General features: G+C 38.1%; 10 protein-coding genes and 1 pseudogene. All 11 read left to right on the top strand.

Going from position 1 to position 12,061, the window contains the following annotated elements; genetic code table 11:
• Nucleotides 1–14 precede the first annotated feature (14 nt).
• Nucleotides 15–1,310, top strand: a complete 1,296-nt coding sequence (locus B2C77_RS18770; protein ID WP_077706420.1) for a methyl-accepting chemotaxis protein — start codon at nt 15–17, stop codon at nt 1,308–1,310.
• Between the two features lie 165 nt (nt 1,311–1,475).
• Entirely contained in the window at nt 1,476–1,922 is a 447-nt protein-coding gene (gene rpiB, locus B2C77_RS18765) for a ribose 5-phosphate isomerase B (RefSeq protein ID WP_077706419.1), read from the top strand.
• A 71-nt stretch (nt 1,923–1,993) separates the two neighbouring features.
• The gene (locus B2C77_RS18760; RefSeq protein ID WP_077706418.1) at nt 1,994–2,578 is read left to right on the top strand and encodes a TIGR01440 family protein; all 585 of its coding nucleotides are present in this window, start codon (nt 1,994–1,996) and stop codon (nt 2,576–2,578) included.
• A gap of 176 nt (nt 2,579–2,754) precedes the next feature.
• The gene (gene glyA, locus B2C77_RS18755; RefSeq protein WP_077706417.1) at nt 2,755–3,999 is read left to right on the top strand and encodes a serine hydroxymethyltransferase; all 1,245 of its coding nucleotides are present in this window, start codon (nt 2,755–2,757) and stop codon (nt 3,997–3,999) included.
• A 70-nt stretch (nt 4,000–4,069) separates the two neighbouring features.
• Nucleotides 4,070–4,633: a helix-turn-helix domain-containing protein gene (locus tag B2C77_RS18750; RefSeq protein ID WP_077701823.1), complete on the top strand. Its 564-nt coding sequence runs from the start codon at nt 4,070–4,072 to the stop codon at nt 4,631–4,633.
• Nucleotides 4,594–5,460: pseudogene (locus B2C77_RS18745) on the top strand (IS3 family transposase); the annotation flags it as partial. The gene B2C77_RS18750 and the pseudogene B2C77_RS18745, both read left to right, overlap by 40 nt.
• A 679-nt stretch (nt 5,461–6,139) precedes the next feature.
• Nucleotides 6,140–6,769, top strand: a complete 630-nt coding sequence (gene upp / locus B2C77_RS18740; RefSeq protein ID WP_077706416.1) for a uracil phosphoribosyltransferase — start codon at nt 6,140–6,142, stop codon at nt 6,767–6,769.
• 87 nt (nt 6,770–6,856) lie between these two features.
• Nucleotides 6,857–7,975 carry a non-hydrolyzing UDP-N-acetylglucosamine 2-epimerase gene (wecB, locus tag B2C77_RS18735; protein ID WP_077706415.1) on the top strand — a complete coding sequence of 373 codons (1,119 nt, stop codon included), beginning with the start codon at nt 6,857–6,859 and terminating at the stop codon, nt 7,973–7,975.
• A 243-nt stretch (nt 7,976–8,218) separates the two neighbouring features.
• Nucleotides 8,219–10,420 carry a S8 family serine peptidase gene (locus tag B2C77_RS18730; RefSeq protein WP_141130766.1) on the top strand — a complete coding sequence of 734 codons (2,202 nt, stop codon included), beginning with the start codon at nt 8,219–8,221 and terminating at the stop codon, nt 10,418–10,420.
• Between the two features lie 504 nt (nt 10,421–10,924).
• Nucleotides 10,925–11,311, top strand: a complete 387-nt coding sequence (locus B2C77_RS18725) for an ATP synthase subunit I (RefSeq protein ID WP_077706414.1) — start codon at nt 10,925–10,927, stop codon at nt 11,309–11,311.
• A 5-nt stretch (nt 11,312–11,316) separates the two neighbouring features.
• A complete protein-coding gene (gene atpB / locus B2C77_RS18720) occupies nt 11,317–12,039 on the top strand; it encodes a F0F1 ATP synthase subunit A (RefSeq protein WP_077706413.1) in 723 nt (240 codons plus the stop codon).
• The last annotated feature ends 22 nt before the right edge of the window (nt 12,040–12,061 follow it).

Below are 12,061 nucleotides of genomic sequence, written 5' to 3'. Positions count from 1 at the left end.
CGGGGGAATAATCTATGGAGAAGAAGAAATATCGGTTCAGTTTGCGCTTAAAACTCGTGCTATTTACAACGAGCTTAGCTTTGGTAACGTATTCAGTAAGTGCTATATTTATATACTTTATTTATGACTATGTAAAGGATTACTGGGACGTTTCTGAACACTTTTTTACAATAACGACGTTTATCCTTGGTATTATATGGTCTGGTATTCTCGCTTTTTTTGCTGCAAGAGTGATTGTAAAGCCATTAGAAAAGCTAGAAGCAGCCGCTTCAGAAGCTGCTAAAGGGAACTTAAATCAAGTTATTGAAATCTCCAAATCAGATGATGAGGTAAAAGCTTTAGGACTGGCTTTTGATAGCATGTTAAAAAATTTACGCAATATTGTACATAATATCGATCAACATTTTGAAAATACGAATCAATCTGTTGTACAAATTCGACAGGCTTCGGAACAAGCAAGCCATCATTCTATGTCGATACGTTCATCTGCTGATGAAATTTCTAAAGGAGCAGAAAGCGCATCAGAATCCATTCAAAATACCGCTGAAGCAGTAGAAATGTCAACAGAGCTTGCCGAAGAAGTACAAAGAAAAGCCAATGATTCTAAACATAAATCGAACGCCATGATGGAAATTTTAGAGCGCAGTAAAGTCGCAGTTAATCAACTTGTGGAAGGAATTCAAAAACTTGCCAATGAACAGGAAGCTTCCCTTAAAGATGTGGATCATTTAAAACAGAATGCGCTACAAGTGGAAACCATTATTACACTTGTTGGTGAAATAGCTGAACAGACGAATTTATTAGCTCTCAACGCTTCAATTGAAGCTGCTCGAGCGGGAGAACATGGGAAAGGGTTTGCTGTAGTGGCTGATGAAATTCGGAAGCTTGCAGATCAAAGTGCACAAGCTGTGCAGCAAATTTCTGGATTAATTACTGCTATACAAGAGGATGTTGCAACGGTAGTTGGGAAAATTAATGATAATGTATCCTATGCAAAACAGGAAGCAAGTAATGGCAAATCAACAAATTCCTCCATTGCGGAGATGTCTAGTTCTGTAAGTGAGGTGGCAACAGAGATTGGCAGAATTACGGATTTAGTCGATCGCCAATTGGAATCCATCCAAAATACAGTAAAGCAATCCCAAGAGGTAGCTGCTGTAGCTGAGGAGACATCTGCTGGTGCTGAGGAAGTGAATGCCTCTATACATGAACAAGCTTCCACAATAGAACAGATTGATGAATTAGCGCATGCGTTGGAAGAACAGGCTAAAAATTTGAATAAGCAAATTAATCAGTTTACAGTAAATTAATTTTTGTTTTTTTGGTAAGTTTTAGCAAAGTTTGACGATGAAGCCAATCTTTATCTAGGCTAATATCAATATTAGAATCGTCCTTGTCGCATAAAGTGGTGAGTAATAACTAGGATGTAATGGAATGAACATGATAAAATAAGAGACAAAAAGGAGTTTATGCAAATGAAAGTAATCATAACAGCAGATCATGCAGGTATGACAATTAGAAACGAAATCAAAGATTTGTTAACTGAAATGGGAATTGAATTTGAGGATGCCGGTTGTAGTTGCGAAGGTTCTGTTGACTATCCTGATTACGCACTACCGGCAGCGGAACGTGTAGCAAAAGGGGAATTTGACCGTGGCATTTTCATTTGTGGAACCGGAATTGGCATGTCTATCGCTGCAAATAAAGTAAAAGGCATTCGTTGTGCACTTACACATGATGTATATAGTGCGAAGTTAACAAGGCAACATAATGACACGAATGTACTTGCTATGGGAGAAAGGGTAGTTGGTCCGGGATTAGCCCGTGAAGTAGCAAAAGTATGGTTAGAAACAGAGTTTGATGGCGGTCGACATGATAATCGCATTGGTAAAATTACAACATATGAAGATGGAGTGCAATAGTTAGTGCGAAATGAAAAAAATCAACACTCATTAGAGATTCTTTTATAACGAAAGAAAGGTGTTTCAAGTTGATGCAAGAGTCGTTTTATCAAGAATTAACAGTGCAAATGAATGGAATTCAGAAAGAGTGGCAAGAGTCAGGGCGTCTTCAGCGCGGGAATTTATTTGTGGTTGGATGTTCAACTAGTGAAGTAGCAGGAAAGTCTATTGGAACGGCAGGAACGAAAGAGGTTGCGATTATTATTTATCAAGCATTAAAGGAACTGGCAGATAAAACTGGAATTCGCCTCTGTTTTCAATGCTGTGAGCACTTAAATCGAGCATTGGTGATGGAAAGAAGCACGATGATTGATTTTCAATTAGAGGAAGTATCCGTTATACCAGTTAGAAAAGCCGGAGGGGCGATGGCTGCTTATGCATTTGAACAATTGGAAGATCCTGTGGTAGTGGAGAATGTAGCAGCACATGCAGGAATAGATTTTGGTGAAACGATGATTGGAATGCATTTGAAACCAGTTGCTGTACCTTTTCGGTTTCAACAACGATTTTTAGGAGAAGCGCGTGTTAATGCAGCCTATACGCGTGCGAAAAGAATTGGCGGAGCTCGTGCTGTCTATCCTGATGATAATCATGACTCCATGAACAGAGACTGTTAATTAAATAAGCGAAAACTGTATTGAGATCTTTGGACATTATTAAGCCACTCGCTTGCTGTTCTAATACTTATATAGAAAGAGTTCCTTTCTTTTCAATGAATACGAAGTAAAAATTGGGTTTGTTCTTCTAACCGTTTCAAGCTACAATAGAATTATACATAAAAGGGGGTAATCAAATGGACTATGTCAAACAAGCTGATATCGAAATCTTTCAAGCAATAGAAGCGGAAAAGAAACGTCAACAAGATAATATTGAACTAATTGCTTCTGAAAATTTTGTGTCAGAAGCAGTAATGGAAGCGATGGGATCTGTACTTACGAATAAGTACGCAGAAGGTTATCCGGGAAGACGGTATTATGGAGGATGCGAACACGTAGATGTCGCTGAAAATCTTGCTCGAGATCGTGCAAAGCAGTTGTTTGGTGCGGATCATGCAAACGTGCAACCTCATTCTGGCGCACAGGCAAATATGGCTGTTTACTTTACAGTTTTAGAACCTGGCGATACAGTGCTAGGAATGAATTTGAATCATGGCGGACATTTAACACATGGTAGTCCAGTTAATTTTAGTGGTACATTATATCGCTTTGTTGATTATGGTGTTGATGAAGAGACAGAAAAACTAGATTATGAAGCTGTTTTAAAAATAGCAGAACAGGAAAAGCCAAAGCTTATCGTAGCTGGGGCTAGTGCCTATTCAAGAATCATTGATTTTGCAAAATTTCGTGAGATTGCTGACAAAGTAGGCGCATATTTAATGGTGGATATGGCGCATATTGCTGGATTAGTAGCTTCTGGTTTACATCCTAACCCAGTTCCATATGCTGATTTTGTTACGACGACAACACATAAAACATTACGAGGTCCTAGAGGCGGTATGATTTTGTGTAAGGAAGCATTTGCTAAGAAAATTGATAAAGCCGTATTTCCTGGAATGCAAGGTGGCCCGTTAATGCATATTATTGCAGCTAAAGCTGTTTCTTTTAAAGAGGCATTATCTGATTCTTTTAAAACGTATAGTAAGCATGTTATTGAAAACGCCAAGGTCCTAGCAGAAGCGTTGCAATCTGAAGGAATACGTATCGTATCTGGAGGTACGGATAACCATCTTTTATTATTAGATGTTACTCCACTAGATTTAACAGGGAAAGTAGCTGAACACGTATTGGATTCAATTGGAATAACTGCTAATAAAAATACGATACCTTTTGATACAGAAAGTCCGTTTGTTACCAGTGGTTTACGTATAGGAACAGCAGCAGTTACTACGCGTGGTTTTGGCAAGTCAGAAATGAAAGAAATAGCGTCTATTATGGCAATGACGTTAAAAAATCATGAAGATCAAAAGGTGCTAGAGACAGCTGCACAACGTGTAAAAACATTAACTGAAAAATTTCCACTTTATGCTGTTTATGCATAAAAAAGAGGTGCCGATTTGGTGCCGCACCCCAAAAGTTAGAGTGAAAATCTGACTTTTGGGGTGTTTTTATATGGCTAAATATAGTTATGAATTTAAATTGATGATTGTAAAAGAATATCTTGAAAATTCCTTGGGCTATGGATTGCTAGCGAAAAAACATGGTATTCCAAGCCAATCACCAATTGAGAGGTGGGTTCGTGCTTATAAAGAATTTGGTGAGGACGGGCTACGCAGGAAGCATTCTAAACAAGTTTATCCTGTTCAATTTAAGTTAGATGTATTAAACTTTATGAAAAGGACAGGCGCTTCTTATCAAGATACCGCGATTGTTTTTAAGATGAACAATCCCACATTAATTGCGAACTGGTACAGAATTTTCTGGAATGAAGGTATAGAGGGCCTGCAAGATAAATCGAAAGGACGGCCTCCTATGTCTAAAAATCATAAAGCTAAACCAGCGAAACAAGAAAAAGAGTTATCTCGTGAAGAACTGTTAGAACGCGAAAATGAACTTCTGCGCTTAGAGAATGCCTATTTAAAAAAGTTAAAAGCTTTTCAGGAGAATCCGAACGCCTTCCTCGAAAAGCACAAGCAGCGTTGGCGTTCGAACTCAAAGAAGAAGGATTCAAATTAAAAGATGTGTTAGAAATTGTGGGTATTCCAGAGGCGACTTATCATTACCATATGAAGCAATTACAGAAAGAAGATCCAGATAAAGAGTGGAAAGAAATCATCCTTGAGCTTTTTCAAAAGCACGAGGGTAAATACGGATATCGTCGTATTTATTTAGAGTTAAAAAGCCAAGGTTATGTAATAAATCATAAAAAAGTCCAGCGAATTATGAATGAAATGGGTTTAAGGTGCGTGAAATTCACACGTAAATCTCGCTATAAATCGTATAAAGGTAAGGTTGGAAAAGTGGCTAAAAATCGCTTGAACCGTAGATTTAATACATCCATTCGCCTTCAAAAACTAGTGACAGACGTGACTGAGTTTAAATGTACCGAAGATCAAAAACTGTATTTAAGTCCAATAATGGATTTATATAATGGTGAAATTATATCCTATGGTATTTCTAACAGTCCAACATTAGATTTCGTTATAGCACCGTTAAATCAAGCACTAAAAATTATTAAAAATGAAGCTGAATATCGAACAACGATTCATTCTGATCAAGGTTGGCACTATCAACATAACAAGTGGATGAAAACATTAAAGAAAAACAAAATCTTTCAAAGTATGTCTAGAAAAGCAACATGTGCGGATAATGCGGCAATGGAAAATTTTTTTGGCGTTCTAAAGCAAGAAATGTATTATGGGGAAAAAATAGTGTCTTATGAAGAGCTAAAGCGAAAAATTGAGGATTACATTGATTACTACAATAATGAACGTATAAAGTTAAAATTGGCTGGTTTAAGTCCAGTACAATACCGAACTCAAACCAGCCAAACAGCTGCATAATAAAAACTCTAACTTTGTGGGGTCACCACCTTTGGCATCTCTTTTTTATAGTCTAGGAAATTATAAAATTTTGCAGCTGTGGATAAACTTACTAAGTTATTTAGCCACGTCCGGCTCCAGCGCCCAGCAACTAGGCGACTTCACGAATCGCCCTACGATAAGTCATCATTGGTTCGTCAACACCGTCTCACCATGATTCCTAAAACTTTAGTCGTTTCGTTCCATTCGCTACGTTGCTAACCGGGCGCTTGCGCCTTTGTTCTACTATAGGAAAGTATAAGTTTTAAGGTTATAGTATAAGAAAAACTACAGCTTCCTCCATTTGGCGGTAAACTAAGTTTTACTAATATAAAGTATGAAATAGTACAGTTTTTCTTATAAATAAGACTATGGATGATTAATATTTGCTGAAGAAAGTCTACAAGGGGCGACCTTACTTTTTCATGAATAGTTAAGTTTTCCTAATAATGGAATGTAGACTCGCCTGTATAAAGAGTATCTATGTTTGAATGTGTCTAGATCATGACACTTATACGATGCAGGAAGTATGTGAAAGGTGTATCTATCTTAGCGATCAAGGGTTACAACAAATGGAGACAATGTAAAGCATAACTTGCATGTGAAAGTAATTTTGAGTACAATTTTAAAGATGCAACTAAACAAAAGGAGTGAACGGCGCATGGGAAAAGTATTTGTACTTGATCACCCATTAATTCAACATAAACTAACGTACATAAGAGATAAAAACACGGGTACTAAAGAGTTTCGTGAGCTAGTCGATGAAGTCTCCATGCTTATGGCATTTGAAATTACACGAGACCTTCCTTTACAAGAAAAAACGATTGAAACGCCAGTAATAGAAACCAAAGCAAATGTACTAGCAGGCAAAAAAATTGGTTTAGTACCTATTCTGCGTGCAGGATTAGGGATGGTAGACGGAATGCTTGATTTAATACCTGCTGCTAAGGTAGGTCATGTTGGGCTTTACCGTGATCCTAATACATTACAGCCAGTTGAATACTATATAAAATTACCTTCTGATATTCATGAGCGTGAATTGATCGTTATCGACCCTATGTTAGCGACAGGTGGTTCGGCAAATGATGCTATCCATTCATTGAAAAATAGGGGAGCAAAGCATGTAAAGTTGATGTGTTTAATAGCTGCACCAGAAGGCGTAGAAGTAATTAAGCAAGAGCACCCTGATGTTGATATTTACTTAGGTGCGATGGATGAAAAGTTGGATGAAAAAGGCTACATTATTCCTGGATTAGGAGACGCTGGCGATCGACTTTTCGGGACAAAGTAGTCGACAAATTTACGTACAGGATAGCAAGATAAGCTTTTTTTCGGTACAATAGATGGAAATGACAATACATTCTGGAGTGAACATATAATGACACGTAATCGGATAAAAGTAATGACGATTTTTGGAACCAGGCCAGAAGCTATTAAAATGGCTCCGCTCGTTCTCGAGTTGAACAAGCGCAGTGAGGAATTTGAATCCATTGTCACTGTGACTGCACAACATCGTGAAATGCTAGATCAAGTGTTGGATATTTTTGACATTACCCCAGATTATGATTTGAATATTATGAAGAAGCAGCAAACACTAGCGCAAATTACGACAAGAGCGTTAGAGGGGCTGGACGAAGTAATGAAAAAGACGCAGCCTGATATTGTGCTTGTTCATGGAGACACAACTACTACGTTTGCTGCTTCTCTTGCTGCATATTACAACCAAATTGCAGTAGGTCACGTAGAAGCTGGTCTAAGGACGTGGAATAAGTACTCTCCTTATCCAGAAGAAATGAATCGCCAATTAACCGGGGTTATGGCAGATTTACACTTTGCTCCAACGGAAAAATCAAAAGCGAATTTATTACAGGAAAATAAACCTAGTGAACGAATTGCTGTTACAGGAAATACAGCTATTGATGCACTGAAAACTACGGTAGATCCTTCGTACACGAGTCCAATTTTAGATCGTATAGCAGGAAAACGACTTATTCTAATGACTGCACATCGGAGAGAGAACCTAGGGAAAAATATGCAGCAAATGTTTAGAGCAATTAAACGTTTAGTGGAAACGCATGATGATGTTCACGTTATTTATCCAGTACACTTGAATCCTGTTGTGAAACAAGCAGCAGATGAGATTTTAGGAAATGATACACGCATTGACCTAATTGAACCTTTGGGTGTCGTTGACTTTCATAATTTCGCGTCACGTGCACACTTAATATTGACAGATTCTGGTGGTGTACAGGAAGAAGCACCATCGCTTGGAGTTCCTGTCCTTGTTTTAAGGGATACAACAGAGCGTCCAGAAGGCATTGAAGCTGGAACGTTGAAATTAGCTGGAACAGAGGAAGAGCCTATTTATCAAATGGCAAATGAATTGTTAACGAATAAACAATCTCATGAGAAGATGGCAAAAGCGTCCAACCCTTACGGTGATGGACAAGCCTCCCGCAGAATTGCTGATACAATTGTGGATTATTTTGATAAATAACAAATGAAAAAAGAGTTGCTGTGAATGCCCAGCATCTCTTTTTTGTATTATACAAAAGTATAAAGGTTATTTGGCCTTATAGTATAAGAAAAGCGACAGCGTTTTTCCGTCATAAAGCTTTGGCGGTATGCGTAGTGTTTTTCATATCGGTTGCACTTAAACAGCGTAAATGGGTATTAGCTCTTATATGCACGTATATTTCCCTTTCTTTCATCAAATCCTACTTATTAAGGAGAGGATGCTATGCGTGTACGAATAATGATTATTAGTATGATTGTCGTGATAATGACATTTATTTCTATAGGTGTTACTAGCTCAGGAGAACAGTTGAAAGAGAAGCAAGAAATGAATGAAAAAGCAGTTATTATTGAAGTAAAAGGTAATCCAAAAGATCATCAATTGTTTTTGGAGAATCATTATCCCTCTATTCAAGTGGTGGCAGTGTATACAGAATTGTTTAACGGTCTTGCTTTAAAGGGAGATAAAAGACAACTGGAGCGAATGGGGTCGCTAGAGTTTGTGAAAACCGTTCACTCCGTTCATAAATATGAAACAACAACGAACCAATTGAACCAACCGAACGATAAAAACGCCATTTTTCCTTTTGATTTAAATAATACAACATATACGGGTAAAGGTGTTAAAGTGGGCGTGATTGATACTGGAATAGATTATAACCATCCAGATTTACAGACGAATTACAAATCAGGGTATGATGTAGTTGATTTAGATAATGATCCGATGGAAACAAAGCCGCAACAAGGAAAACCGACATTACACGGTACGCATGTTGCTGGCATTATTGCTGCTAACGGAAATTTAAAAGGCGTAGCCCCTGATGCTGAGTTATACGGTTATCGCGCGTTAGGTCCAGGAGGAAGTGGTACTTCGGTACAGGTGATTGCTGCTATGGAGCAGGCGATAAAAGATGATGTGGATATCATTAATTTGTCTTTAGGTAATCAAGTGAATGGGCCAGATTACCCGACAAGTGTAGCTGTAAATAAAGCTGCTGAATTAGGTGTTGCTGTTGTTATAGCGAATGGGAATGCAGGGCCTGGGGGATGGACTGTTGGCTCACCTGCGACAGCAAATCACGCATTATCCGTTGGTGCTGCCAGTCATCAACAACAAGTCCCGTATTTATATGCTCGATGGGAGGATAAGCGTATTTCTATACAAGAAATGGCAGGCGCACCGTCGTGGCTGCTTGATACATTTTATCCCATTAAGCATGCAAACAAAGGTGCAAATGTAAAAGGGAAGATAGCTCTCTTTCAACGAGATGAAACTCCTTTTGTAGAAAAAGTGGAACAAGCTCAAGCTGCAGGTGCTAAAGCCGTGATTATTGCAAACAATGAAGAAGGACCTCTACACGGGGATGTATCTACTGCAAAAAATGCTGTTCAGATTCCGGTTGCTACTATATCGAAGCAGGATGGTGCGTGGTTGGAAGAATATTTACAGTCAGATCGTCTTCACTTAGATACGAAATACGAAAACAAAGCTTCTTCTATTGCCCCATTTAGTTCAAGAGGGCCAGTCACTATTAATTGGAATATTAAACCAGATGTTGTTGCGCCTGGGACGAATATTGTAAGTACAGTTCCTGGTGGTTATCAAGCTTTACAAGGAACGAGTATGGCCGCTCCTCATGTAAGTGGTGTCATTGCATTAATAAAAGAAGCTAGACCTGAATGGACGAATCAACAAATATATGGAGCGATTAAAACGACAGCGTTACGAATGGAAGTAAATCAAAAACCGTTACATCCTACCATTCAAGGAATGGGCCTCATTCAACCTAAAGAAGCTATAGAAGCGGGGACAATTATAGATGATCCACAATTAACGTTTGGTAAAGTTCAGGGGAACAGTGAAGTGAAAAACGAACAAATTATTATAGAAAATAGGACAAAAGAAGAACAAACGTATTATTTTGACATTCCATGTAAGCAACGCGGGATAAGTTGGAACTTACCACAAGCTGTAACGATACCTGCGAATGAAAAAAAACAACTTTCTATTGGAGCAAGAATAACATCTCAACAGTTAGAAGAAGGCGTTCATCAAGGTTGGCTCACGTTAAAGCAAAGCAGTACAGTACATCATTTGCCGTATTTATTTGTAAATCAGAATGCGGATAATCCAAAGGCGATGGGGTTTGAATTTGCATTAGAGCCTTTATCGAATGATACATTTTCGTATCACTATTATATGACAGAGCCAGCCACAAAAGTACAAGTGAATTTGTATGATCCAGACACGCTTGTATTCGATAGACAGCTTATAGAGGATACGGATGTAGCGGTAGGGATGAATGAAGGTGAATTAAATGCGCGAAAAGTAGGGAAGGCAGGTTTTTACTATGCAGTCGTTTCCGTAGAACTTAACACAGGGGAAAATGCAAGTTATGAAACAATGATATATGTTCCTCCGAAGTAGAGATAAGCGTTGATTTTGCACTATAGGAAAAGGCTTTATCATATAAGTAAAAGGAGGAGTTCTCGTCATAAGCTTGATGGTAAGCCTAGGTGTTCTAAGGGTTCCTTCGTTCACAAATTTGTCACGTTTTAGACACGGAATATACACTATACTAGGAAGAGGGATTTTTTATTCTTTGGAGGTTAAAAATCTTATCTTCTCCTTTGCAAATTATGCTTGAAACCAATTGACATTAAGGGGTCCCTCATGTAAACTTGCTTAGTGTGGAAAGGTAGTGGCTTCATAAATATTAACGCTTTCATTTCGGGTTTGCTACTTACCTGTTCATTTGTTCACATAAACTTCATAGTAAAGTGAAAAAAGCTGTAGTATACTATGTAGATGGATCTTTTTTTACATACGAATTTCTTAAGCTTTAGTAGTTTAAAGCGTAAAGCTATAGCTGAATAGGCAGAACATTTTGCGTATGTACATGCTGTATTATGGGCAAGGGAAGAGGGAATTATGTCGGAATATAAAATAATGGTTGCACGACAGCGGAAATGGATGCTCTATCTGCTTGCAATTTTTGTTATAGGAGCTGGCTTTACACCGTATGTACAGATCTTTCTTGGTTTGTTACTAGGCACATCTATCAGCTTTTATAACTTGTATTTACTCCAGAAGAAAGTAGATCTGTTTGGCGAGGCTGTGACGAGTAATCAAAAAGTAAAAACATTAGGAACACTATCGCGTATGACTGCCGCAATCCTTGCCATCTTAATTGCCATTCGGTTTGATGCCTACTTTCATATTATCGCTGTAATTATTGGATTAATGACATCTTATCCTGTCATTATGATAGATTTTGCTCTAAGTAACTTTAAACAATCGCACAAGAAGGAGGGGTGAACAACGTGAATCATACTGCGCCAATAGCACATGACCTATTTGGTATTTCCTGGTTCGACGTCAACTTGGCGAATCTTTTCATGGTAGCTGTTTCTTCAGCCATCGTGTTTATACTTAGTGTCATTGCAAGTCGAAAGTTGCAAATGAGGCCAACTGGTTTGCAAAATTTTATGGAATGGATCGTTGAATTCGTGAAAGGGATTATTAGCGATACCATGGATTGGAAAACCGGTAAAATATTCCTCCCGCTTGGTTTAACATTAATAACCTATATCTTAGTTAGTAATTTGCTAGGAGTAGCCACAGTAGGAGTAATTGGTCATGATTTATGGTGGAAATCGCCGACGGCTGATGCAACATTAACATTAACATTATCAGGTATGGTTATTTTATTAACCCATTTTTATGGAATCAAGATTCAAGGTATGAAGCATTATTTGAAAGGCTATGTTAGTCCTGCGCCAATTATGCTCCCTTTTAAAATTATTGAAGAGTTTACCAATACGTTAACGTTAGGTCTTCGTCTATTTGGTAATATTTATGCTGGGGAAGTGTTGTTAGGGCTGCTAGTAGGACTTGCAGGATCTAATGCTCTTGGTTTTCTAGGTGCAGCATTACCTATGCTTGCATGGCAAGGATTCAGTGTCTTTATTGGTGGAATTCAAGCCTTTGTATTTACAATGTTAACAATGGTGTATTTGTCTCATAAGGTGAGCAGTGACCATTAAATAAAAACATAAAAAAATAGGT

The organism is Virgibacillus dokdonensis, assembly GCF_900166595.1.
In the GTDB taxonomy this organism is placed as follows: domain Bacteria; phylum Bacillota; class Bacilli; order Bacillales; family Amphibacillaceae; genus Virgibacillus; species Virgibacillus dokdonensis.
Note: the sequence above shows the minus strand (reverse complement) of the source record. Positions and strands in the feature narration are given on the sequence as shown.